Origin of the sequence: Streptomyces prunicolor (assembly GCF_045162825.1) — a bacterium.
Classification (GTDB): Bacteria; Actinomycetota; Actinomycetes; order Streptomycetales; family Streptomycetaceae; genus Streptomyces; species Streptomyces prunicolor.
In genome coordinates this window covers 4283173-4307699 of sequence record NZ_CP108676.1, presented here as the reverse complement: position 1 = coordinate 4307699, position 24527 = coordinate 4283173, and the positions used below count along the sequence as shown (strand labels likewise).

Sequence of the window (24527 nt, the reverse complement as noted above, 5' to 3'; positions counted from 1 at the left end):
GTTTTCTGCGTTTAGGGGTCCTGTAAAAGGCCCTGCTTTCTCAAGCAGGCCTCCTTATTACAGGCGTCCCGCACTCTTGAGGGCCAGATATGCGTCCGCCAGCGCTGGTGCAAGGTCGTCCGGTGTCGCGTCGACGATGGTGACGCCGGCTCGGCGGAGTTTTTCCGCGGTGCGGTCGCGTTCGGTTTGGGCACGTGCGGCGGCGGCTGCCTCGTAGACCGCCTCCGTGTTTCCACGGGCCGTGGCCATGCGGGCGATGTGGGGGTCTGCCACGGATGCCACCAGAACCGTATGGCGCTGGGTGAGTTGGGCGAGGACGGGGAGCAGGCCCTCTTCGACGGGGGCTGCGTCGAGGCTTGTCAGCAGGACGATCAGGGAGCGGCGGGGTGCCGTGCGGATCGCGGTGGCCGCCAGGGCTCGGGCGTCTGTTTCGACGAGTTCCGGTTCGAGCGTCGCCATCGCGTTGACCAGCGACGGGAGTACGTCGCGTGCTGTGCGGCCCTGGACGACGGCGCGGACCCGGCGGTCGTAGGCGAGGAGGTCCACGCGGTCGCCGGCGCGGGACGCCAGGGCTGCCAGGAGCAGGGCGGCGTCCATGGAGGCGTCGAGGCGGGGGGCGTCGCCGACGCGGCCCGCCGATGTGCGGCCGGTATCGAGGACCAGGAGGATGTGGCGGTCGCGTTCGGGGCGCCAGGTGCGTACCGCGACTGTGGTCTGGCGGGCGGTGGCGCGCCAGTCGATGGAGCGGGTGTCGTCGCCGGGGACGTATTCGCGCAGGCTGTCGAACTCTGTGCCCTCGCCGCGAGTCAGCACGCTGGTGCGGCCGTCGAGTTCGCGCAGGCGGGCGAGTTTCGACGGAAGGTGCTTGCGGCTGGTGAACGGGGGCAGGACGCGTACCGCCCAGGGGACCGCGTGGGTGCCCTGGCGGGTGAGGAGGCCTAGGGGGCCGTAGGAACGGATGGTGACGCGGTCTGCGTGGCGGTCGCCGCGGCGGGTGGGGCGTAGACGGGTGGTGAGGCGGCGGCGTTCGCCGGGTGGGACCGTCAGGCGGTGGCGGGACGCGGCGAATTCGGTGCCGGGGAGCCAGCTGCTGGGGGGCCAGGCATCGCGGATGCGGGCGCGGAGCGGGCGGCGGGACGGGTTGGTGACCGTCAGGGTGACGTCGGCGGATTCACCCAGGCGTACGGAGGTGTCGCCCGAGCGGGTAAGGCTCAGGCGGCGTACCGGGGCGGCCAGGGCGAAGTCGCAGGCGCAGGCCACCGCCAGGGGGGCGTTGACGGCCAGGATGCCTGTCCAGCTGGGTTCCCAGATGCCTACGGGGAGGGAGCCCAGGGCTGCGAGGAGGGCGGCGCGTCCGGTGAGGGCCATCAGCGGGGGACCGGGACGTGGGCGAGGATCGCGTTGATGACGGAGTCCGCCGTCACGCCCTCCATCTCGGCCTCGGGGCGCAGTTGTACGCGGTGGCGGAGGGTGGGGAGTGCCAGGGCCTTCACGTCGTCGGGGATGACGTAGTCGCGGCCCGTGAGCCACGCCCACGCGCGCGAGGTGGCCAGGAGGGCGGTGGCGCCGCGCGGGGACACGCCGAGGGTGAGGGACGGCGATTCGCGGGTGGCGCGGCAGATGTCGACTACGTAGGCGGTGATTTCGGGGGAGATCGTCGTCTTGGCGACGGCCGCGCGGGCTGCTTCGAGGTCGGCCGGGCCGGCTACGGGGCGCAGGCCGGCGGCGTGCAGGTCGCGCGGGTTGAAGCCTTCGGAGTGGCGGGTGAGCACATTGATCTCGTCCTGGCGGGAGGGGAGAGGGATCGTCAGTTTGAGGAGGAAGCGGTCGAGTTGGGCCTCGGGGAGGGGGTACGTGCCCTCGTACTCGACCGGGTTCTGCGTCGCGGCGACCAGGAAGGGGTCGGGGAGCGGGCGCGGGGTGCCGTCGACCGTGACCTGGCGTTCCTCCATGGCTTCCAGCAGGGACGACTGGGTCTTCGGAGGGGTGCGGTTGATCTCGTCCGCGAGGAGCAGGTTGGTGAAGACGGGGCCGGGCTGGAAGCGGAACTCGGCGGAGCGCGTGTCGTAGACCAGGGAGCCTGTGACGTCGCTCGGCATCAGGTCCGGGGTGAACTGGATGCGCTTGGTGTCGAGTTCGAGCGCGGATGCGAGCGCGCGGACGAGCAACGTTTTGGCGACTCCAGGGACTCCTTCTAGTAGAACGTGTCCGCGGCAGAGGAGGGCGACGACGAGGCCGGTCACGGCGGGGTCCTGGCCGACCACGGCTTTGGCGATCTCGGCGCGCAGGGATTCGAGGGAGGCCCGGGCGGTGCCCGCGTCTCCCGTGTACCCGGCGTTGTCAGTGGTCGGGTCCATCATGAACGGCGTACCTCTCTTTCGAGGGCGTCGAGTTGGTCGGCAAGTGCGATGAGGGCCGCGTCGTCGCTGGGCGGCGGGCCGAAGAGGAGGGCGTGCAGGGTCTGTCCGTCGCCGTGGAGGTGGGCGGAGAGCGCGGGGAGCAGGGCTTCGGGCGCGTGCGCCTGGGAGACGGGGACGCCTACGAGGGGGGCGAGGCGAGTGCGGGTCGTGGAGCGCAGGGCGGTGGCCGCGCGGTCGCGGGCGTTGGCCTTGCGGTAGAGGCGGGCGCGGCCTTCGACGGTTTCGGAGGCGCGGATCGCCACGGGGAGTTTTTCGGGCACCAGGGGGCCGAGCCGGCGTGCCCGCCACAGGGCGGTCAGGGCTGCTGCGATGAACAGTTGCAGGGTGCCCCAGAGCCAGCCCGAGGGGAGCAGGTCGAAGAAGCTCTGGCTGCCGGAGTCAGTGGCCGACGTGTCGGACAGCGAGGGGAGGTACCAGACCAGATGGGGGCGCGAGCCGAGGAGTTGAAGGGCGAGCGAGGCGTTGCCCTGCTTGTCGAGACGCTTGTTGAAGAGGATGTCGGGCGAGCCGATGACGACGGTGTCGCCGCCCCCGGATGCGTCCGGGAGTCGGAGCAGGGTCGGCATGCCGTCGCTGGGGTAGCACTCGTCGGCGTCGGTGGCGGTGGTCTTGTACCTGTAGTCGCCGGTTTCCGCGTCACCCGCGCGCTGGGCTGCGGGCAGGGCGCAGTCGGGGGAGAGTGCCGAGGTGAGGGCGGGTCCGGAGTCCGCGGTGACCTCGGGGGCGAGCCGGTTCAGGGACGGGGCGCCGGGGGCGATGAGGACCGTACGGCCGCCGGAGTCGGTGAACGCCGCGTGCAGGCCGGACTGTTGACTGTTGGTCAGCAGGTCGGGGACGGCGACCAGGAGGGTGGTGTCCGGGCCGGCCGCGGCGCGGGCCTGGGCCAGGGTGGTGACCACGCGCGTGGACACGCCCCGGTCGCCGAGGAGTTCGGCGACGGCGCGGCTGCCGTAGGGGTCGGCGGAGCGCGGGTCGAGGTCGCCGTGCCGGGCGTCGGAGCGGATCGCGGCGATCGCCACGGCGGCCGCCAGGAGGATCACGAGCGCGAGGAGGATGCCCCGCGCGCGGGTCCACACCTGGCGGGCGGTCGGCGAGGCCGAGGTGGCGGGAAGCGTGGCCTCCGCGGTCATTCGGCGGCCCCTTGGCTGGTCTGGTGGGCCGTGCTGTGGGCGATGCTCGTGAGGACGGGCCTGGTGCGCTCCAGGTCGCGGTCGAGCTCGGAGATGCGGCGGTACGACTGCTCGCTCGCGCTCCGTCCGCCGTACGTCACGTCGTCGAAGTGGGCCGCGGCGGCGCGGAGTTCGGCCGTGTGCGAGGGCAGTGCGCGGCCGGCTTCCGCGACTGCTTCGTCGGCTGTGCGGCCCGGGCGGGCATCGAGCAGGGCCCGTTCCTCCAGGGCGCGGACGATGGCACGCATGCGTTCCTGCACGGCGGGGTTCCAGTGTCCCTGGGCGGCGTGTGCCTCGGCGGCCGCGCGGTGTTCGGCGGCGCTGCGGGGGCCGTCCTCGAACAGGGCGGCAGTGGAGACGGGTTGGCGGCGCGGGGTGCCGAGGCGCCACCACAGGGCGGCCCCGACCGCGAGGACGGCCAGGATGACGACGACCAGGCCGAGCGTGCCGCCGGGTGCCGCTTCCGATGCGCTGTTGAACAGCTTGTCGATCCAGTTCCAGATGGCGTCCAGGGCTCGCTGCACCAGGCTGGGATCGTTCTGGTGGTACATCTGCTTGGACAGTTCACGCCGGGCCGCCTCCCGCGCGGGGTCGCGCGGGATCGTCACCGGCGGCTCGTCGCCCGCGAGGAGCGACGACCGTACGGCTGAGCCGCGGGCGCGCAGCAGTGCCCCTACGGCCGATTCGGCGGCGCGCGGCAGTGCCGCCGGCACCGCTGTCAGAACTCCCCCCGCCAGGCTCACCGCATCAGCTCCCCGGGGTGGGGCCGTGGGCGGCGGTGCCGTAGTCCTGGACGCCGGCGGCACGAGCCAGGTCGAGGTCGAGGGCCTCGCGGCGGATGCGCTGGTCGATGTACAGGAGCACGGTGACGCCCGCCGTGATCGGGAACGCGATCATGCGGCCGATCACCGAGCCGAGGCCGCTGATGATGAGGAACGTCCAGCCGAGGTCGCCGGTGCCGTCGACCAGGCCGCTGAAGCCGTCGCCACTGACGAGTCCGGCGATGAAGGCGAACGGGATGACGAGGATGGACGACAGGATGCTCGCGATGATCTGGGCGAGCAGCTGGATGCCGAAGATCCGCCACCAGGAGCCGCGCACCAGCTTCGCGGAGCGGCTCATCGACTTCACGATGCCCTGCTTCTCCAGCATCAGCGCGGGCGAGGCCAGGGAGAAGCGGATCGCCAGCCAGAGGGTGAGGACGCAGCCGACGAGGCCACCGAAGACGGCGAGTGCGATGCCCCCGTCCTGCGAACCCGTGACGGCCACGATGATGCCGGGCACGGTGGGGACGCCGATGAGGACGAGGGCCATGAGGACCAGCAGGCAGATCAGGCCGAACAGCTTGAGCACCTGGGGCCGGGCGTCGCGCCAGGCCTCTCCGGCGGTGACCGGCTTGCCGAGCACGGCACGGCTGGTGACCGCGGTGAGCAGGGCGGTGGCGACGACGGTGCCGATGAGGACGACCAGGTAGACGACGCCGGTGCTGAGGAAGGCCTCGCTCATGGCGCGGGTCACTTCGGAGGCGCTGGCGTTCGGGTCGTCGAGGGCGTTGGTGCTGGAGAGGTCGCTGAAGGCGAAGCCCTGGACGAGGACGACGACGGTCTGCATGACGACCGCGATGGCGAGCGAGACGCCCAGGACCGTACGCCAGTAGGTGCGCATGGTGGAGACGGCGCCGTCGAGGATCTCGCCCACGCCGAGCGGGCGGAGCGGGATCACACCGGGCTTGGCCGCGGGCGGGGGACCGCCCCAGCCGGCTCCCCAGCCGCCGGGAGCGCCGTTGCCGCCGGGCCCGCCGTAGCCGCCGTATCCCCCAGGGCCTCCGGGACCGGCCGGGCCGGCGGGGTGGCCGCCGCCCCAGCCCGGGCCCGGCGGTGGGGGCGGTGGTGCCTGGCCCTGGCCGGGAGCGCCGGTGGGCGCGGACCACTGGGCGGGTGGCGGCTGCTCCTTGGACCACTGCGGGCCGGGGCCCGACGAGTCTGTGCCCGGCTCGTCCGCGGGGCCGGAGCCCTCGGCGGGCCCGGCGGGCTCGGACGCGCCGGGCTCGGGCCCGCCGGGCGGGGCGGATCCGGGCGAGGCCCAGCCCGGAGTGTCGTTCATCGTCGCTCCTTCACGGTGCCCGTCCGCAGGCGCGGTGGCAGGTTGGCAGCCATCGTGCCATGGGGTGGTCGAGCGGTGACCGGCCGCGGTATGGGCTGCGCACCTTCAATTGTCCGCCGGATCCGGGGCAGACTGACCGCATGGCTGATCAGTACGCGCAATCCGGCGAGGACGGCCGGCCGACCGAGATACCCGCGATCCGTTGGGACGAGCCCCCCGAGGGCCCTGTGCTGGTCCTTCTCGACCAGACGAGACTGCCGGCCGAGGAGGTCGAGCTGGTGTGCACGGACGCGTCCGCGCTGGTGGACGCGATCCGCTCGCTGGCGGTGCGCGGGGCGCCGCTGCTCGGCATCGCGGGGGCGTACGGCGTCGCGCTCGCCGCCGCGCGGGGCTTCGACGTGGACGAGGCCGCTCTCGCGCTGGCGGGCGCCCGGCCCACCGCGGTGAACCTCTCCGTAGGCGTGTGCAGGGCCCAGGCCGCGCACCGCGACGCGGTGGCCAAGGGAGGCGATCCCGAGCAGGCGGCAGGGGCCGCGTTGGCGGCGGCGCGGCGGTTGCACCGGGAGGACGCCGAGGCCAGCGCGCGGATGGCCACGCACGGGCTGGCCCTGCTGGACGAGCTGCTGCCCGGCGGCGGGCACCGGATTCTGACCCACTGCAACACCGGGGCGCTGGTGTCGGGCGGCGAGGGCACGGCCTTCGCGGTGGCGCTCGCGGCGCACCGGGACGGGCGGCTGAGGCGGCTGTGGGTGGACGAAACGCGTCCGTTGCTGCAAGGTGCTCGCCTGACGGCGTATGAGGCGGCACGCAACGGAATGGCGTACACCTTGCTCACGGACAACGCGGCGGGCTCATTGTTCGCGGCCGGGGAGGTGGACGCGGTGCTGATCGGGGCGGACCGGATCGCCGCCGACGGTTCGGTGGCGAACAAGGTGGGGAGCTATCCGCTCGCCGTGCTCGCCCGGTATCACCATGTGCCGTTCATCGTGGTGGCGCCGGTGACGACGATTGATCCGGACACGCCGGACGGGGCGTCCATCGAGGTGGAGCAGCGCCCCGGCTTCGAAGTGACGGAGATCACGTCACCCCAAGTGACGGTGTCGGGAGCGGGAGGCGGGATTCCGGTGGCACCACTGGGGACCCAGGCGTACAACCCGGCGTTCGACGTGACGCCTCCCGAGCTGGTGACGGCGATCGTCACCGAAGAAGGCGCCGTTTCGCCCGTGACTGCGGGGGCGCTGGCAGAGCTGTGTGACAGGTCACGACAGGTAACGATTTAGTTAATGGGATGATGTCGTTTATGAAGGGACGAGTCCTTGTCGTCGATGACGACACCGCACTGGCCGAGATGCTCGGCATTGTGTTGCGTGGTGAAGGTTTTGAGCCGTCTTTCGTAGCCGACGGCGACAAGGCGCTGGCCGCTTTCCGTGAGAGCAAGCCCGACCTGGTGCTCCTGGACCTGATGCTGCCCGGACGGGACGGTATCGAGGTGTGCCGCCTGATCAGGGCGGAGTCCGGGGTGCCGATCGTGATGCTCACGGCGAAGAGCGACACCGTCGATGTCGTGGTGGGCTTGGAGTCGGGCGCTGACGACTACATCGTGAAGCCGTTCAAGCCGAAGGAGCTGGTCGCCCGGATCCGGGCGCGGCTGCGGAGGTCGGAGGAGCCGGCGCCCGAGCAGCTCGCCATAGGGGATCTGGTCATCGACGTGGCCGGTCACTCCGTGAAGCGGGACGGTCAGTCGATCGCGCTGACGCCGCTGGAGTTCGACCTGCTGGTCGCGCTGGCCCGTAAGCCGTGGCAGGTGTTCACGCGTGAGGTGCTCCTGGAGCAGGTCTGGGGCTACCGGCACGCGGCGGACACCCGGCTGGTGAACGTGCATGTCCAGCGGTTGCGCTCCAAGGTCGAGAAGGACCCGGAGCGGCCGGAGATCGTGGTGACCGTCCGCGGGGTCGGTTACAAGGCGGGACCGAGCTGACATGTCCAGGGACAGTGCCGCTTCGGCGCCCGGGGGGTCCGGGGCCCGCGCGGGGCGGCCTGTCGGCCGGACGGCGGCGGGCTCCCGCTGGGGGCGCCTGTTGGAGGGCGGGCTGCTGCAGGGCGGAGTCCAGGGCAGCCCGGTCCTCCGCCTGTTCATGCGCTGGGTGCGTCGGCCGCTGCTGCCGGTCATGCGGCTGTGGCGGCGCAACATCCAGCTCAAGGTCGTGGTCACGACCCTGCTGATGTCGCTCGGCGTCGTCCTGCTGCTCGGCTTCGTCGTCATCGGGCAGGTGCGCAACGGCCTGCTGGACGCCAAGGTGAAGGCCTCGCAGAGCCAGGCCACGGGCGGTTTCGCCGTGGCCAAGCAGCGGGCCGACGAGGCGGCCAGCGGGACCGCCGACGACGGTTCCGCGACCGGCGGCAACTCCTCCCAGAACGTCATCCAGTGGATGAGCGACCTCGTGTCGTCGCTGTCCAGCGGCGGTCAGGGCGCTTTCGACGTGGTGACACTGCCCGCGGGCATGGACAGCGGCGGCGGACGCAGCCCGCGCGGCTCCGGGTACGTCGACCCGTCCGCGAGCGTGCCTGAGGACCTGCGCGCGCGGGTCAACGACCGTACGACGGCTGCCCAGAGCTACACCCGCATCATCTACAGCAACGGCAAGGATTCCCAGCCGGCGCTGGTCGTGGGCAAGCAGGTCAACGACCCGAACGGCGACCCGTACCAGCTGTACTACCTCTTCCCGCTCACCCAGGAGGAGAAGTCGCTCAGCCTGGTCAAGGGAACCCTTGCCACGGCCGGGCTCTTCGTCGTCGTACTCCTGGGTGCCATCGCCTGGCTCGTCGTGCGGCAGGTCGTCACGCCGGTGCGGATGGCCGCCGGGATCGCCGAGCGGCTGTCCGCCGGGCGGCTCCAGGAGCGGATGAAGGTCACCGGCGAGGACGACATCGCGCGGCTCGGCGAGGCCTTCAACAAGATGGCGCAGAACCTTCAGTTGAAGATCCAGCAGTTGGAGGACCTGTCGCGGATGCAGCGGCGGTTCGTGTCCGATGTGTCGCACGAGCTGCGGACACCGCTGACGACCGTACGGATGGCGGCCGATGTCATCCACGACGCGCGCGTGGACTTCGATCCGATGACCGCGCGGTCGGCCGAACTGCTCGCCGACCAGCTGGACCGGTTCGAGACGCTGCTCGCGGACCTGCTGGAGATCAGCCGCTTCGACGCGGGCGCGGCTGCCCTGGAGGCCGAGCCGATAGATCTCAGAGAGGTCGTACGGCGGGTGCTCAGCGGCGCCGCGCCGCTCGCCGAGCGCAAGGGCACGCAGATACGCGTCGTCGGCGACCAGCAGCCCGTGGTCGCTGAGGCCGATGCCCGGCGGGTGGAGCGGGTGCTGCGCAACCTCGTCGTCAACGCCGTGGAGCACGGCGACGGCAAGGACGTCATAGTCAAGCTCGCCACCGCGGGCGGGGCGGTCGCCATCGCGGTGCGCGACTACGGAGTGGGGCTCAAGCCCGGTGAGGCGACCCGGGTGTTCAGCCGCTTCTGGCGGGCCGACCCGGCACGCGCGCGTACCACCGGTGGTACGGGACTGGGGCTGTCCATCGCCCTGGAGGACGCGCGGCTGCACGGCGGTTGGCTGCAGGCGTGGGGGGAGCCGGGCGGCGGTTCGCAGTTCCGGCTGACGCTGCCGCGGACCGCGGACGAACCGCTACGGGGCTCGCCGATACCCCTGGAGCCCAAGGACTCACGCCGTAATCGTGGACTTAATGACGCCGGTCTGCCGAGCGGGGGCGGTGACAAGCGCGCGACGGTCCCGGTGCAGCCGATGGGTGACCAGGGGTCGCCGATACCCGCGCGGACCCCGATCGCCCCGAGGATGGGCGCCACGACCGCCACGGCGGACCCGACGGCGCTGCCCGGCAACGGCGCGCGCGTGGTGCCCCGGCCGACCGGCAGCACCCGGCGGCAGGAGGACCGGACGCCCGTGGAGCCGGCCCGGAGCGAGGCCACGGACAGCACGGACCCGGCCGGCGTACCGGAGGATTCGAACAAGCAGGGGGAGGCATCTCGTGGGCGCTGACCGCGCGGGAGGCGCTCGGCGGAAGCCGGCACGCGCGGCGGCGTACGTCGCGATGGGCGTCGTAGTGCTGGCGGGATGTGCCTCGATGCCCGACAGCGGAGATCTCCGGGGGGTTGAGTCGACGCCCAGACAGGACACCCAGGTGCGCGTTTTCGCGATGCCGCCCCGGGAGGACGCGTCGCAGGGGGAGATCGTGCAGGGCTTCCTGGAAGCGCTGACCAGCGACGACCCGACCTACAAGACGGCCCGCCTGTACCTGTCCGCCAAGGCCGCGCGGGGCTGGCAGCCGGAGCAGTCCACCACGGTGCTCGCCGACGGGCCGAGTACCGATGCCGTCCGTCCCCCGGTCGGCAGGGAGGACACCGGCACCTTCACGTACACGCTCACCGGTGACCGGGTCGCCACGGTGGACTCGCAGCAGGCGTACGCGCCGGCGGACGGGAAGTACAGCAAGGCCGTACACCTGACGAAGGACGCGAAGAGCGGCCAGTGGCGCATCGACGAACTGCCGCAGGGCGTCGTCATGGGTGAGTCGGACTTTCAGCGCAACTACATGTCGGTCAACAAGTACTACTTCGCGTCGAACACGTCGGCCGGTACGAATCCGCAGCCGATCGCCGTCGCCGACCCCGTGTTCGTACGGCGGCGGGTGGACCCCATGACGCAGATGGTGCGGTCGCTTCTCAACGGGCCCACCAGTTGGCTCGGGCCCGTGGTCCGGTCGAGCTTCCCCACCGGGACGGCGTTGCGGAAGGGCGTCACCTCGTTGACGCCCGACGACACGAACAAGCTGACGGTCCCGTTGAACCAGAAGGCCTCGCGGGTGGGGCTGGCCCGGTGCAACGAGATGGCGACACAGATCCTCTACACGCTCCAGACCATGACGCCCACAGTGGACGAGGTCGAGCTGCAGGCCGCCAACGGCGCGCAGTTGTGCCTCTACAAGGAGAGCAGCGCGGACACTGTCGGGGCACACGGCGCCGTCAACCGCCCCGGGTACCTGTACTTCCTCGACGACAAGCACCGCGTGGTGCGGATCGCCGGCAGCAGCCGCAGCACGCAGGCCGAGCCGGTGCCGGGCGCGCTGGGCGAGGGCGTCAAGCAACTGCGGTCGGTGGCCGTGTCGCGCGACGAGGAGACCGGGGCCGGGGTCAGTCTCGACGGGAAGTCGCTCTACGTCGGGTCGCTGGTGTCCGGCGCCTCACTCGGAGACCCCGTGCTGACCAGCCAGGGCAAGACGGAGGCCGACCGGCTGACCGCGCCCAGCTGGGACGCGCAAAACGACCTCTGGGTGGCCGACCAGGACCCGAAGAAGCCCCGGCTGCTCCTGTTGCAGAAGGGCGCGGGAGAGCCGATCGCGGTCGAGACACCGGGGCTGGACGGCCGTGTCGAATCCGTACGGGTGGCCGCCGACGGGGTGAGGATCGCGCTCGTCGTGGAGAAGGAAGGCAAGCGGTCCCTGCTCATCGGGCGGATCCAGCGGAGCGGGGCGGCGGGGGAGACGCCGGTGGTCTCGGTTCTCGAACTGCGTTCCGCCACCCCGGACTTGGAGGAGATCACGGCCATGTCGTGGGCCGGGGACAGCCGGCTCGTGGTGGTGGGGCGCGAGCAGCAGGGCGTGCTGCAGATGCGCTACGTCCAGGTCGACGGCTCCACGCCGGAGGGCCCGGCGCCCGCGGCCCTGACCGGGGTGAAGGAGATCGCCGCGTCCGAGAACGACAAGCTGCCGCTGGTGGCCTACTCGGAGGACGGGATCGTGCGGCTGCCCAACGGGGCGCAGTGGCAGAAGGTGGTCAAGGCGGGGTCGGCGCCGGTTTATCCGGGGTGACGCGTCGGTGTTTTGAGGTGGCGCACTGAAAGCGGCCGTCTCCGGTCGGGCTGAGGCTCGGTGGAGGCGGCCGTTCGTGATTTCCGGAGCGGCCTTGCACTCGTGTGGGTGACGGCTGTCGACGGGTGCGTGGAGTTGTCCACAGGGGTGGCCGGTCGGCGAGGGCGTTGGCACAGTGGTGGGCATGCGGGGGTGGTGGCGTGACCTCACGGATCTGGTGCTGCCGGCCGAGTGCGGAGGCTGCGGGAGGCCTCGCACGGTGCTCTGCCCGGAGTGCCGTGCCGTCCTGACCGGGGCCGTACCGGGCCGGGTACGACCGATGCCCGAGCCGGCCGGGCTCCCGGCGACGTACGCGGCGGCTCCTTACGCGGACGAGGTGCGCGCGGCACTCCTCGCCCACAAGGAACGAGGCGCACTGGCCCTCGCGGGGCCACTGGGCGCGGCTCTGGCGGGCGCTGTGCGGGTGGGGCTTCGGGAGTGCGGGGTGGGAGTCTACGGGGCTGTGGCGGGGGTGGGTGGCGGTTTGGTGGGGGTGGTCGGGGGCTTGGCGGGAGTGGGTGGGGGGTTGGTGCCGGGGTCTGCGGAGCCGGGGGAGGAGGGCTACGTGGGTGGTGAGAGTGGCTGGGGTGGGGGTGCGGGAGTGGCCGTGGGGTTGGGGTGCGGTGGGGGAGTTGTCGGGGGCGATGCGGTGTCGGGTGTCCAGCCGGTAGTTCCGGGGGCTGACGCGGTGCAGGCCGCGCGGTCAGTGGTGGCCGGGTTTGGCACGGTGCAGGTGGGACGGCCGGTGGTTGAGGGGGGCGGTACGGCGCAAGAGGAGTGGTCTCGGTCTCGGGCGGATCAGGCGCGGGGCGGACAGGTTGAGGTAGGGCAGGTTCAAGTAGGGCAACTGCGGGCACGGCAGGCGCAGTTCAGGGAAGCCCAGGCATGGCAGGTGCCGGTTGGGCAGCGTCGGATGCGGCAGGTTCAGGGTGGGGAGATTGAGGCAGGGGGGCCGCCGTCGGGTGGCGGATATCCGGTGCAGGCGGGGCAGGTGGCGGAGGAAAGGCTGGCAAGGCAGGCCGCGCTGGATCAACCAGAGCAGCGGCAGGCTCAGCTCGGGCTGGCTGGGCAGGTAGCGCGGGCTCAGATCGAGCAGGAGCAGGAGCAGGAGCAGGAGCAGGAGCAGGAGCAGGAGCAGGAGCAGGAGCAGGAGCAGGCAGGGCAGGCGTGGGTTGCGCAGGCGCAGGTACGGCAGCCGCACGCTCAGGTTGGGCAGGCTCAGCTCGCGCAGGCTCAATCAAGGCAGCCGCAGGCTCAGGACGGGCGACATACACAGGTCGGTCAGCGGCAGGCTCCGGTCAGTCCGGTCGGGCAGACCGCACAGGCTCAGGTCGGGCCGGTCAGCGAGGCTCAGGTCGGGCCGGTGCAGGCAGGGCAGCCGCAGGCTCAGGACGGGCGACATGCGCAGGTCGGTCGGGGCGCGCAGGTCGGGCCGCGCGTGGATGTCGGTCAGGTCCGGTCCCGGGGCCAGGGGCACGGGCACAGTCAGCTGCCGGTGCTGCTCGTGCCCGTGCCTTCCGCGCGGGGGGCCGTGCGGGCTCGGGGGCATGATCCGGCGCGGCGGATCGCGTTGGCGGCGGCGGGGGAGTTGCGGCGGAGCGGGACGCCGGCCCGGGTGGTGGCGGTGTTGCGGCAGCGGCGGTGGGTGGCCGATCAGTCGGGGCTCAACTCGCGGGAACGGCTGGACAATCTCGCCGGCGCGCTGGAGGTGGTCGCGGGCGGTGCCCGGTTGCTCGCGGGTGGTCGGGTGGTGCTCGTCGACGACCTGATGACGACGGGGGCCTCCTTGAGGGAGGCGGCGCGTGCCGTGCGTGAGGCGATCGCGTGCGGCGGAGAAGTTGGCGCGACCGCCGCTGTGTATGCGCGTGTGTCCAGGGAAGGCAGAGAGGAACACATCGACAGATCAAACGGCGGATCAATGGAGAACGGGAGGAACATGGCACTCAGTGCACCGGGAATCGTGGGTGCGAACGGCCCCGCTGACCTGATCTGCGCGGCGGTGATCGCGGCGTCGCCAGATTCCTTCGAAATAAACCGGAACTGACCGTGAACTTGCGTCGTTGCAGGTAATGACAGGGGCAATTCACCTGAACGGAGGTACGCCGCAGTAGAGGGTGACGACATCCGTCCGGGCGAGATATGTTCGGTTGTGAGAGAAAGGCGCAGGCCGCACCTCTCCTATCCGAATGCCGTGCTGCGGGTTTTCTGCAATCACCCGCGGCCATGGGGTGGAGATCTTGCCCATGGGGGAGGAGGAGGTGGAAGTCACCGAGTCCGAGGTTCCGGGGTGACCGGAGCCTGGTGCGAAAGGGAGACGCTCCGCAGCGAAGCGGAGCGATCCGGGAACGGAGTTCTGCGTGGACATCGTCGTCAAGGGCCGCAAGACCGAGGTGCCCGAGCGGTTCCGCAAGCACGTGGCCGAGAAGCTGAAGCTGGAGAAGATCCAGAAGCTCGACGGCAAGGTGATCAGCCTCGACGTGGAGGTGTCCAAGGAGCCGAACCCCCGACAGGCCGACCGCTGTGACCGAGTGGAGATCACGCTCCGCTCCCGCGGTCCGGTGATCCGGGCGGAGGCATCGGCCAACGATCCGTACGCGGCACTCGACCTCGCGGCGGAGAAGCTGGACGCCCGGCTGCGCAAGCAGCACGACAAGCGCAACACCCGCCGCGGCGCCCGTAGGCTCACCGCCGCCGAGGTCCCCGACCACGTCCCGGGCGCCGCGACGCTCAACGGCAACGGCCACGCCGTCCCGGACGAGCAGCCGGACGGTGTGCCCACCAAGAAGATCGGCTCGCTGGAGGTGAAGGGCGAAGGCCCCCTCGTCGTCCGCGAGAAGACCCACGTCGCCTCTCCGATGTCCCTCGACCAGGCGCTCTACGAGATGGAACTGGTCGGACACGACTTCTACCTGTTCGTCGACTCCGAGACCAAGGAACCGAGCGTCGTCTACCGACGGCACGCCTACGACTACGGCGTCATCCACCTCAGCACGGACCCGATGGTCACGCAGGCGCAACCGCCCGCGGCCGGCGGCACGCTGGGCGGCTGACCCACCCGGCAGACAGCTGAGCCGGTGCCCCTGGAGCGCGTGTGCGCCCCCAGGGGCACCGGTGTGCGACCACTTCGCGCCCCGCTCCGTGACCGCACTGTCGTCCGGGCATGGAATCATGGCCGTACAGGCCCAACCGGTGGGCCGCTGCCTTGGGTTGGCGATGGCACAGGACCACAGGCCACAGCCTTCAGGGGGAGGAACGATGGCGGACAGCTTCGGACCGATGCATGTCGGGGATGCCGACGGCGGCGTCGTCGGCATGGGCCCGGAAGCGGGCTCGACACGCAAGGAGCCGATCAGAGTCCTTGTCGTGGACGACCACGCCCTCTTCCGCCGCGGCCTGGAGATCGTGCTGGCGGCCGAGGAGGACATCCAGGTCGTCGGCGAGGCCGGTGACGGCGCAGAGGCCGTGGACAAGGCCGCCGACCTGCTGCCCGACATCGTCCTGATGGACGTACGGATGCCGAAGCGGGGCGGGATCGAGGCGTGCACCTCCATCAAGGAGGTGGCACCCAGCGCGAAGATCATCATGCTCACGATCAGCGACGAAGAGGCCGATCTCTACGACGCGATCAAGGCGGGCGCGACGGGATATCTCCTCAAGGAGATCTCGACCGACGAAGTGGTCACCGCCATTCGCGCCGTGGCCGACGGACAGTCGCAGATCAGCCCCTCCATGGCGTCGAAACTCCTCACCGAGTTCAAGTCGATGATCCAGCGCACCGACGAGCGCCGACTGGTGCCCGCGCCCCGGCTCACCGACCGTGAGCTGGAGGTTCTCAAACTCGTCGCCACCGGAATGAACAACCGCGATATCGCCAAGCAGTTGTTCATCTCCGAGAACACCGTGAAGAACCATGTGCGCAACATCCTGGAGAAGCTCCAGCTGCACTCCAGGATGGAAGCGGTCGTCTACGCGATGCGGGAGAAGATCCTCGAGATCCGCTGACCCTCGGGCCAGGTGTCCCTCATGCCAGGAGACGGACGAGTTCTCTGGCGAGGGGGGCGCGCAGCTCGGGGGTGTCCACCCGCTCCACACGTACGTCCGTGCAGTCCACCCAGCTCGCGGCCTCCACCAGGGCCTGCGCCACGGACGGGACGGCCTTCACGCCGTCCAGGGTGACCTGCTTGGCCACCAGGGTGCGGCCCTCGCGCGCGGGGTCGACGCGGCCGACCAGTTGGCCTCCCGCCAGCACCGGCATCGCGAAATAGCCGTAGACCCGTTTCGGCTTGGGGACGTAGGCCTCCAGGCGGTGGGTGAAGCCGAAGATGCGCTCTGTGCGGGCCCGCTCCCAGATCAGGGAGTCGAAGGGGGACAGGAGTGTGGTGCGGTGGCGGCCGCGCGGGGGTGTCTCCAGGGCCGCCGGGTCTGCCCAGGCCGGCTTGCCCCAGCCCTCGACCGTGACCGGGACCAGGCCCGAGTCGGCGATCACGGCGTCTACCTGCTCGCCCTTGAGACGGTGGTAGTCGGCGAGGTCCGCGCGCGTGCCGACGCCCAAGGACTGGCCCGCCAGCCGGACCAGGCGGCGGAGGCACTCCGTGTCATCCAGCTCGTCGTGCAGCAGGGTCTGCGGGATCGCGCGCTCGGCGAGGTCGTAGACGCGCTTCCAGCCGCGGCGCTGCACGCACACCACCTCGCCGTACATGAGCGCGCGCTCGACGGCGACCTTGGCGCCGGACCAGTCCCACCACTCGCTGGTGCGCTTGGCGCCGCCCAACTCCGTTGACGTCAGCGGGCCTTCGGTCTGGAGCTGCTTGATGACCTGGTCGTAGGTGCCGTCGGGGAGGTCGTGGTTCCAGTGCGGGCGGCCGCGGTAGGCGCGGCGGCGGAAGGCGAAGTGGGGCCACTCCTCGACGGGGAGGATGCAGGCGGCGTGCGACCAGTACTCGAAGGCATGCGTCTCGGTCCAGTACGCGTCCTCGACCGTCTTGCGGGGGACGGCGCCGAGGCGGGCGTACGGGATGAGTTCGTGGGAGCGGGCTAGGACCGAGATGGTGTCGAGCTGGACCGCGCCGAGATGGCGGAGCACGCCGCGCACGCCCGCGCGGCGGTCGGGGACGCCGAGGAAACCCTGGGCTCGCAGGGCGATGCGGCGGGCTTCGTCCGCCGACAGGTCGGTCGTGGGGCGCGGGGCACTCGTCATGTCTCCGCACGATAGAGGGTGGCACTGACAACGCGGGCTGAGCTGGGGATTCGTCCCGCTACGGATGCGCTACGGCTGGGTGGGCAGGTGCGGCTGGGTGGGCAGGTACGGCGCCGTCGACGGCAGGCCCAGGTCCGACGGGAGCAGGGAGCCCACCCAGCAGTCCCGCCGTACGCCCTTGTTGTTGAGTGCGGAGCGGAGCGTGCCCTCGATGGTGAAACCGGCGTGTTCGGCCACCGCGCGGGAGCCCTTGTTGCCGACCTCCGCACGCCATTCCACGCGGTCGATCGACAGGCGGGTGAAGGCCCAGCGGGAGACGGCGACGGTGGCCTCGGTGATGTAGCCGTTGCCGCGGTGCTCCTTGGTGGCCCAGAAGCCGACCTCGCCGACGCCCAGGGAGCGCATCGTGATCGCGAGCATGCCCACCAACTCCCCTTCGGGGAGTCCGGGGAGTCCGGGGAGAAAGACGCCGAAGGTGAACATCGAACTGTTCTCCCAGCCCTCCGGGACCAGTTGCTCGGTGAAACTCTGCGCGTGCTCCAGAAGGTAGGGCGAGGGGATCGTCGTCCAGCGCTGGATCTCGGGGTCCTGGGCGGCGGAATACACGACATCGGTGTCCCGGGGGCCTACGGAACGCAGGAGGAGACGGTCGGTCGTGAGCGTGACGGGTTCCATCGGCCGATTCTGCTCGGGGGCGCACACGGACGCCATCCTTTTGCGCTGCGTGAGCGCGTGATCACATTTCGCGCAATTCCTCGGAGGGACACGGCACCATCGGCGACCCCCGGCCGTTGTCCTCTTTGAAGCAGATTTGAACGAGTGGACGGTCGGCGTCCCCGGCAGGCTCCCGGCGTGGCGGGGTCCTCGCATACGATGGCCGTTGCTCAGTCATGTCATTGGTAACCGACCGTCCCAGGCCCGACCGGCAAGGAGACCAAGCCCCGTGTCCGTCCTCTCGAAGATCATGCGTGCAGGCGAAGGCAAGATCCTGCGCAAGCTGCACCGCATCGCGGACCAGGTCAAGTCCATCGAAGAGGACTTCGTGGACCTCTCCGACGCCGAGCTGAAGGCCCTCACCGAGGAGTACAAGCAGCGCTACGCCGACGGTGAGACCCTGGACGACCTGCTGCCCGAGGCGTTCGCCACCGTCCGTGAGGCCGCCAAGCGCGTCCTCGGCCAGCGCCACTACGACGTCCAGATGATGGGCGGCGCGGCCCTGCACCTCGGCTACGTCGCCGAGATGAAGACCGGCGAGGGCAAGACCCTGGTCGGCACCCTGCCCGCGTATCTGAACGCCCTCTCCGGAGACGGCGTCCACATCATCACGGTCAACGACTACCTGGCCGAGCGCGACTCCGAGATGATGGGGCGCATCCACAAGTTCCTGGGCCTTGAGGTCGGCTGCATCCTCGCCAACATGACCCCGGCCCAGCGCCGCGAGCAGTACGCGTGCGACATCACGTACGGCACGAACAACGAGTTCGGCTTCGACTACCTGCGCGACAACATGGCGTGGTCGCAGGACGAACTGGTGCAGCGCGGCCACAACTTCGCGATCGTCGACGAGGTCGACTCCATCCTCATCGACGAGGCCCGTACGCCGCTGATCATCTCCGGCCCGGCCGACCAGGCCACCAAGTGGTACGGCGACTTCGCCAAGCTGGTCACCCGCCTGAAGAAGGGCGAGGCAGGCAACTCGCTCAAGGGCCTGGAGGAGACGGGCGACTACGACGTCGACGAGAAGAAGCGCACGGTGGCCATCCACGAGGGCGGTGTCAGCAAGGTCGAGGACTGGCTGGGCATCGACAACCTCTACGAGTCGGTGAACACCCCGCTGGTGGGCTACCTGAACAACGCCATCAAGGCCAAGGAACTCTTCAAGAAGGACAAGGACTACGTCGTCATCGACGGCGAGGTCATGATCGTCGACGAGCACACCGGGCGTATCCTCGCCGGCCGCCGCTACAACGAGGGCATGCACCAGGCCATCGAGGCGAAGGAAGGGGTGGACATCAAGGACGAGAACCAGACGCTCGCCACGATCACCCTTCAGAACTTCTTCCGCCTCTACAGCAACCTCTCGGGCATGACCGGTACGGCGATGACCGAGGCCGCCGAGTTCCACCAGATCTACAAGCTCGGCGTCGTCCCGATCCCGACCAACAGGCCCATGGTCCGCAAGGACCAGTCGGACCTGATCTACCGCACCGAGGTCGCGAAGTTCGAGGCGGTCGTCGACGACATCGCCGAGAAGCACGAGCAGGGCCAGCCGATCCTCGTCGGTACGACATCGGTGGAGAAGTCCGAGTACCTCTCGCAGCAGCTCGCCAAGCGCGGCATCCAGCACGAAGTGCTGAACGCCAAGCAGCACGACCGTGAGGCGCCGATCATCGCCCAGGCCGGCCGCAAGGGCGCCGTGACCGTCGCGACCAACATGGCCGGCCGCGGTACGGACATCAAGCTCGGCGGCAACCCCGACGACCTCGCCGAGGCGGAGCTGCGCCAGCGCGGCCTCGACCCCGAGGAGCACATCGAGGAGTGGGCGCAGGCCCTGCCCGCCGCCCTGGAGAGGGCCGAGCAGGCGGTCAAGGACGAGTTCGAAGAGGTCAAGGACCTCGGCGGCCTCTACGTCCTCGGCACCGAGCGGCACGAGTCGCGCCGTATCGACAACCAGCTGCGCGGTCGCTCCGGCCGACAGGGCGACCCGGGCGAGTCCCGCTTCTACCTCTCCCTCGGCGACGACCTGATGCGGCTGTTCAAGGCCCAGATGGTCGAGCGCGTGATGTCGATGGCGAACGTCCCGGACGACGTGCCGATCGAGAACAAGATGGTCACGCGCGCGATCGCGTCCGCCCAGTCGCAGGTCGAGCAGCAGAACTTCGAGACCCGCAAGAACGTCCTCAAGTACGACGAGGTCCTCAACCGGCAGCGCGAGGTCATCTACGGCGAGCGCCGCCGTGTCCTGGAGGGCGAGGACCTGCAGGAGCAGGTCGTGCACTTCATGGACGACACGATCGACGCGTACATCACCGCGGAGACGGCCGAGGGCTTCCCGGAGGACTGGGACCTGGACCGGCTGTGGGGCGCGTTCAAGCAGCTCTACCCGGTGCGGGTCACCGTGGAGGAGCTGGAGGAGGCGGCCGGGGACCGGGCCGGTCTGACCGCCGAGTTCATCTCTGAGTCCATCAAGGACGACATCCACGAGCAGTACGAGGGGCGCGAGGAACAGCTCGGCTCCGAGATCATGCGCGAGCTGGAGCGCCGGGTCGTGCTGTCGGTCCTGGACCGCAAGTGGCGCGAGCACCTCTACGAGATGGACTACCTCCAGGAGGGCATCGGCCTGCGCGCGATGGCCCAGAAGGACCCGCTGGTCGAGTACCAGCGCGAAGGCTTCGACATGTTCACCGCCATGATGGACGGCATCAAGGAGGAGTCCGCCGGCTATCTGTTCAACCTGGAGGTCCAGGTCGAGCAGCAGGTCGAGGAAGTCCCCGTCGAGGACGACAAGCCGTCGCTCGACAAGGAGGACACGGTGCCCGCGCAGGCGAGCGCCCGTCCCGCGATCCGTGCCAAGGGGCTCGACGCCCCGCAGCGGCCGGACCGGCTGCACTTCTCCGCGCCGACCGTGGACGGTGAGGGCGGCATCGTCGAGGGCGACTTCAGCAGCGACGACGACGAGCCGGTGCGCTCCGAGGCGGACGGCCTCACGCGCGCGGAGCGCCGCAAGCAGGGTCGCCGGAGCAGCCGCCGCAAGAAGTGAGGGTCGCTCCGTGGGTCGAGTGGTGAGCTGCGGCGGGCGGCCCCTTGAGTGAGGGGTCGAGCTTGCCGGGGCCGCCGCTCTCCGGTGGAGGACCTTGAAGGGCCGGGCATCGTTATGGTGCCCGGCCCTTCGGCGTGTGTGCGTGTGTGCGAGTGGGGTGCAGGCGGGCGTGCGCGCGTGCGGTTGCGGGCAGGCGCGGGGGTGCGGTGGGTACGACGGGGGGCGTCGGTCGGCATGGGCGGGGGCGACCTGACGCAGCGGGTGGTTGCCAGCCCGCCAGCCGTAGCCGCCGTAGGTCCCGGTCCGCCGCAGCCGCCGTAGGCCCCGGTCCGCCGTCAGCCCTCTCAGTCGTCGTCCTGGTGCGGGGCGCGAGGGCCGCCCAGTTCCACTGCCGTGCAGCGCCAGCGGAGGTCCGCGCCGCGTTCCAGGCGGAAGGCCATGGCACGGATCTGGTCACCGGCGCCGATGCGGGCGAAGGCCTCCACGGCGCCCTCGCGGGCGACGTAGTAGCCGATGTCGCGAACCACCGGGCGGGTGCCTCGGGTGGCGCGCAGGGGGCCGTGTTCGGCGAGGCGGGCCAGTTCGTCGTAGGCGCGGCCGGCGGTGTGGCGGAGCATCGAGTGGACGGGCCGCTGGCCGCTCAGCACGGCGAGGAGGCGGTCGGCGAAGAGATCGGTGGGGCGGGGCTGCGGGACGCGGCTGCGGGCGGCCTGGGCGGGCACGGTGTGGGGTTCGGCGTGTGGCGAGGTGGGGGGTGCGGCTCGGCCTGCGGCGGGAGGGGGCGTGGCAGGGGCTGTGCCGCGACCTGGCGACGGCGCGAGAGCCGTCGGGGCCGCGCCCCCGCTCGACGTGGCCGTGGGCGTCGTACGCGTCGTACGAGCTGCGCCTCGGCCTGCCGTGGCCGCAGCCGATGTACTACGGCCCGCAGCGGCCGGTGGGCGGCCGTCTCCCAGGGGCGGGCGGGCTGCGCCTCGGCCCGCTGTCGCGGAGGGGGCGGCTGCGCGTGACGCTTGGGCCGCGTTGGCGGTCGCCCCGGTTCCGGGAGTCGTGGGAAGCGAGCCCACGGCGTCGGCCGAGGTGGCCGGCAGGGTCTCGCCGGTCGTCGTGCGGGACGCGCTCTCACCGTGTCCGCGAGGCGAACCCGTGCCGGGGCGGCGGGGGTCGCGGCGGGTCGGGGGGCGGGTCGGGGTGTGCTGGGCGGTCCTGGTCATGACCTTGTGCATGGGGTCCCCGTTGTGGTCGTCCCGGAATGTACCGAGAAGTAACTTCGTGGTTGGGGATCTTGTACGGGGTCATGGGCGGGGGCCGCAAGGAAGGGGCGGCGCGGGTCGGAGGGGCCGGATTGTTCACTTATCCGGGTGATTTGGGGGCCTCCTGGCCCGTCAGCGCAGGGGTGCCGCGGGTGAATTTCGGGCGCGAGGTGGACGCCTTCGGGGGTGCGGGTGGGGACTCGATAGGGGACACGCGCACGTATCCTGAAGACCCTCGCGGAGGCGCGGCACCGTCCGCGGAACCGTCTTCTCCGAGGCACTCTCCGAACTACGAAAGCGGCCAGACATGCGCGTCTACGTCCCCCTGACCCTCTCCGGTCTCGCCGAGGCGTACAAGACGGGCGAGCTGGGGACGGGACCCTTCGTCGCGTACGCCGTCACGCCCGCGCTGCGCGAGTGGTATCTCTCCGACGACATCGAGGAGTTGGAGTACGCGGCGCTGAACCGGGCCGCGCTCGCCTCGCTGCGGCTCCTGGCGGCAGACCCCGACGCACCCCGCCGCCGGGTCGTGGTCGCCGTCGACGTACCCGACGGCACCGCGCACGCCGACCCCGACCGCGGACTCGACCCGGCGGCACTCGGCGAGGTGCGGGTCAGTGGAACTGTGGCGCTGGGCAAGGCGGCTGCCGTACACGTGGATCTCGGGGACGCGGAGGGTGACGTGAGTGCCGCCGCCGACGCGCTTCCGGCGGCGGACCGCGGGGACGACGACGCGCAGTTCGTCGTGGACGGGGCCGAGGACCACGAGCTGCTCTGGTACGCGACGCAGGAGATCCCGAACCTCGTCGGGCTGGCCGACTGAGCCTGTTCGGCGGCGGTCGGATGGCCGTATGTGCCCGTTGAACTGCGATTATCTTGATTGTCAGTGGCGGCGGGTACTTTTTTGGCATGGGGATGCAAGGAAGCGCGCACATCGTCTGGGACTGGAACGGCACGCTGTTCCACGACAATGACGCGATCATCGGGGCGACGAACGCGGCGTTCGCCGAGCTGGGGCTGACGCCGATCACGATGGAGGAGTACCGGGCGCTGTACTGCGTGCCGGTGCCCAAGTTCTACGAGCGGCTGCTGGGACGGCTGCCCACCGACGCCGAGTGGGAGGTCATGGACGTGACCTTCCATCGGTACTACTCCGAGCACCGCGTCGTCTGCGGGCTCACCGAGGGCGCGGCGGAGCTGCTCGCGGGGTGGCGGACCGCGGGGCGCAGCCAGTCGATCCTCAGCATGTACGGCCATGACGAACTCGTCCCGCTGGTGCGGGAGTTCGGGATAGAACCGCACTTCATACGGGTCGACGGGCGCACCGGTCCCTCCGGCGGCAGCAAGGCCGAGCACATGGTGCGGCACCTCGGGGCGCTGGCCGACGTGGACCCCGCGCGCACCGTGGTGATCGGGGACGCCGCCGACGACGCGGTGGCCGCCCTGCACGTGGGCGCGCGGGCCGTGCTCTACACCGGCGGTTCGCACAGCCGGGCCAGCCTCGAAGGGGTCGGCGTACCGGTGGTGGACTCCCTGGCGGAAGCCGTCGCGGAGGCGGAGCGGCTGGCGGCGTGACGGTGACTTGTCGGCCGGGGTGACGGGGCGCGGCGCCTTCAAGGGGCTGTGCCTTCCGAAGTGCAGCGACTCAAGGGCTCTGTGCCTCAGGGACACGGCACTTCAAGAAGCACCGCGCACCCTGTCACCTCACGCCGACCGCCGACCGCCGACCGCCGACCGCCGACCGCCGACCGCCGACCGCCGACCGCCGACCGCCGACCGCCGACCGCCGAGGTCACGTCACCGGTGCCTTCGCCCGCAGCACCGTCAGGAACTCCCGCATCCAGCTGGAGTGATCCGGCCACGCGCGAGCGGAGACCAGCGTGCCGTCGACCACCGTCTCGGCGTCCTGGAAGGTCGCGCCGGCGGACTGCATGTCGAGTTCGAGCGCCGGGTACGCCGTGACGCGCCGGCCGCGCAGGCCGTCGATCGCGGCGGTGAGCAGGGGGCCGTGGCAGATCTGGGCCACGGGCTTGTCCGTGTCGAAGAAGAACTTGAGGATCTTGCGGAGTTCGGGATCGTTGCGGAGGTACTCGGGGGCCCGGCCGCCGGGGATGACGAGGGCCGCGTACTGGCCGGGATCGACCTCGGAGAAGGCGAGATCGGCGGGCCAGGTGTAACCGGGCTTCTCGGTGTAGGTGTCGAAGCCGGGTTCGAAGTCATGGACGACGAACTGGAGCTTCTTGCGCTCGGGGGCGGCGATGTGGACCTCGTAGCCCTCCTCGCGCAGGCGCTGGTAGGGGTAGAGGACTTCCAGCGACTCCGCTGCGTCGCCGGTGACGATGAGGATCTTCGCTGTCATGTCGATGCGCTCCTCTGTGGCCGTGGCAGGTGTCTCCGCCGGGCGTCATGGGTTCACGGGGCCGTGGGCTCGTGAGCGTCGGGCGTCACGGGCTCAAGAGCTCAAGGGCTCGTGAACTCATGAGCTCCCAAGTTCATGGGCAACGTGCCGCTTCATAGGCAACGTGCCGCGCGCCGGAGCGCTTGCCAAGGGGCCTCACCGCTCGGACACCGTCATCGTCACCGTCCCGACTGCCCGTGAATACGACGATTTCATGTGCTGCGCCCCTGTGCATAACGTCAAAGTTCCACCCTCTGTTTTGTACACAACCGGCTCATGACGAGCCCCCGGTAAGGAGA

At 70.6% G+C, this 24527-nt stretch carries 21 protein-coding genes and 1 pseudogene; 11 read left to right on the top strand and 11 right to left on the bottom strand.

What is annotated here, in order from left to right:
- Positions 1-57 precede the first annotated feature (57 nt).
- The 5 genes from OG588_RS19395 to OG588_RS19375 are packed head-to-tail and all read right to left on the bottom strand — an operon-like array spanning position 58 to position 5692.
- Positions 58-1368, bottom strand: a complete 1311-nt coding sequence (locus OG588_RS19395; RefSeq protein ID WP_405948394.1) for a DUF58 domain-containing protein — start codon at positions 1366-1368, stop codon at positions 58-60.
- Positions 1368-2360 carry an AAA family ATPase gene (locus OG588_RS19390; RefSeq protein ID WP_405948393.1) on the bottom strand — a complete coding sequence of 331 codons (993 nt, stop codon included), beginning with the start codon at positions 2358-2360 and terminating at the stop codon, positions 1368-1370. Before OG588_RS19390 ends, OG588_RS19395 begins: the two co-directional genes overlap by 1 nt.
- The gene (locus OG588_RS19385) at positions 2357-3550 is read right to left on the bottom strand and encodes a DUF4350 domain-containing protein (protein ID WP_405948392.1); all 1194 of its coding nucleotides are present in this window, start codon (positions 3548-3550) and stop codon (positions 2357-2359) included. The genes OG588_RS19390 and OG588_RS19385 overlap by 4 nt, the downstream gene beginning before the upstream one ends.
- The gene (locus tag OG588_RS19380; RefSeq protein ID WP_405948391.1) at positions 3547-4332 is read right to left on the bottom strand and encodes a DUF4129 domain-containing protein; all 786 of its coding nucleotides are present in this window, start codon (positions 4330-4332) and stop codon (positions 3547-3549) included. Before OG588_RS19380 ends, OG588_RS19385 begins: the two co-directional genes overlap by 4 nt.
- Positions 4333-4336: 4 nt before the next feature.
- Positions 4337-5692, bottom strand: a complete 1356-nt coding sequence (locus tag OG588_RS19375; protein ID WP_405948390.1) for a hypothetical protein — start codon at positions 5690-5692, stop codon at positions 4337-4339.
- A gap of 140 nt (positions 5693-5832) precedes the next feature.
- Between OG588_RS19375 and mtnA the strand changes: the two genes are divergently transcribed.
- The 5 genes and pseudogenes from mtnA to OG588_RS19350 all read left to right on the top strand — a co-directional run.
- Positions 5833-6972 (top strand): S-methyl-5-thioribose-1-phosphate isomerase, encoded by a 1140-nt coding sequence (gene mtnA, locus OG588_RS19370; RefSeq protein ID WP_405948389.1) that lies wholly within the window; start codon positions 5833-5835, stop codon positions 6970-6972.
- An 8-nt stretch (positions 6973-6980) separates the two neighbouring features.
- Positions 6981-7670, top strand: a complete 690-nt coding sequence (mtrA, locus tag OG588_RS19365) for a two-component system response regulator MtrA (protein WP_187284748.1) — start codon at positions 6981-6983, stop codon at positions 7668-7670.
- Position 7671: 1 nt separating this feature from the next.
- Entirely contained in the window at positions 7672-9756 is a 2085-nt protein-coding gene (gene mtrB, locus OG588_RS19360) for an MtrAB system histidine kinase MtrB (protein WP_405948388.1), read from the top strand.
- Positions 9746-11584: an LpqB family beta-propeller domain-containing protein gene (locus OG588_RS19355; RefSeq protein WP_405948387.1), complete on the top strand. Its 1839-nt coding sequence runs from the start codon at positions 9746-9748 to the stop codon at positions 11582-11584. Before mtrB ends, OG588_RS19355 begins: the two co-directional genes overlap by 11 nt.
- A 184-nt stretch (positions 11585-11768) precedes the next feature.
- Positions 11769-12074, top strand: a pseudogene (locus OG588_RS19350) (ComF family protein); the annotation flags it as partial.
- Positions 12075-12326: 252 nt separating this feature from the next.
- Here the strand turns inward: OG588_RS19350 and OG588_RS19345 are convergent.
- Both OG588_RS19345 and OG588_RS19340 read right to left on the bottom strand, forming a co-directional pair.
- Entirely contained in the window at positions 12327-12860 is a 534-nt protein-coding gene (locus tag OG588_RS19345) for a hypothetical protein (protein ID WP_405953416.1), read from the bottom strand.
- Entirely contained in the window at positions 12861-13100 is a 240-nt protein-coding gene (locus OG588_RS19340; protein ID WP_405953415.1) for a hypothetical protein, read from the bottom strand.
- Positions 13101-13118: 18 nt separating this feature from the next.
- On the opposite strand from OG588_RS19340, the gene OG588_RS19335 reads away from it, so the two are divergent.
- From OG588_RS19335 to OG588_RS19325, 3 genes are all read left to right on the top strand, one after another.
- Positions 13119-13667: a ComF family protein gene (locus OG588_RS19335; RefSeq protein ID WP_405953162.1), complete on the top strand. Its 549-nt coding sequence runs from the start codon at positions 13119-13121 to the stop codon at positions 13665-13667.
- Positions 13668-13980: 313 nt separating this feature from the next.
- A complete protein-coding gene (gene hpf, locus OG588_RS19330; protein WP_365308152.1) occupies positions 13981-14673 on the top strand; it encodes a ribosome hibernation-promoting factor, HPF/YfiA family in 693 nt (230 codons plus the stop codon).
- Positions 14674-14878: 205 nt separating this feature from the next.
- A complete protein-coding gene (locus tag OG588_RS19325; protein ID WP_405948386.1) occupies positions 14879-15625 on the top strand; it encodes a response regulator in 747 nt (248 codons plus the stop codon).
- A gap of 19 nt (positions 15626-15644) precedes the next feature.
- Here OG588_RS19325 and OG588_RS19320 read toward each other — a convergent pair whose 3' ends face one another.
- Entirely contained in the window at positions 15645-16820 is a 1176-nt protein-coding gene (locus OG588_RS19320) for a winged helix-turn-helix domain-containing protein (protein ID WP_405948385.1), read from the bottom strand.
- Positions 16821-16889: 69 nt separating this feature from the next.
- Positions 16890-17495, bottom strand: a complete 606-nt coding sequence (locus OG588_RS19315; protein ID WP_405948384.1) for a GNAT family N-acetyltransferase — start codon at positions 17493-17495, stop codon at positions 16890-16892.
- 268 nt (positions 17496-17763) lie between these two features.
- On the opposite strand from OG588_RS19315, the gene secA reads away from it, so the two are divergent.
- Positions 17764-20580, top strand: a complete 2817-nt coding sequence (gene secA / locus OG588_RS19310; RefSeq protein ID WP_405948383.1) for a preprotein translocase subunit SecA — start codon at positions 17764-17766, stop codon at positions 20578-20580.
- Positions 20581-20924: 344 nt separating this feature from the next.
- Here the strand turns inward: secA and OG588_RS19305 are convergent, their stop codons facing one another.
- Positions 20925-21302, bottom strand: coding sequence for an Rv3235 family protein (locus tag OG588_RS19305; protein WP_405948382.1), 378 nt, complete (start codon positions 21300-21302; stop codon positions 20925-20927).
- A gap of 835 nt (positions 21303-22137) precedes the next feature.
- Between OG588_RS19305 and OG588_RS19300 the strand changes: the two genes are divergently transcribed.
- Both OG588_RS19300 and OG588_RS19295 read left to right on the top strand, forming a co-directional pair.
- Positions 22138-22653: a DUF6912 family protein gene (locus OG588_RS19300; RefSeq protein WP_405948381.1), complete on the top strand. Its 516-nt coding sequence runs from the start codon at positions 22138-22140 to the stop codon at positions 22651-22653.
- 86 nt (positions 22654-22739) lie between these two features.
- On the top strand, positions 22740-23405 hold the full coding sequence (locus OG588_RS19295; RefSeq protein ID WP_405948380.1) for an HAD family hydrolase: 666 nt from the start codon (positions 22740-22742) through the stop codon (positions 23403-23405).
- A gap of 217 nt (positions 23406-23622) precedes the next feature.
- Here the strand turns inward: OG588_RS19295 and OG588_RS19290 are convergent, their stop codons facing one another.
- Complete coding sequence (locus OG588_RS19290; protein ID WP_405948379.1) at positions 23623-24189, bottom strand: DJ-1/PfpI family protein; 567 nt, start codon at positions 24187-24189, stop codon at positions 23623-23625.
- Positions 24190-24527: the final 338 nt, after the last annotated feature.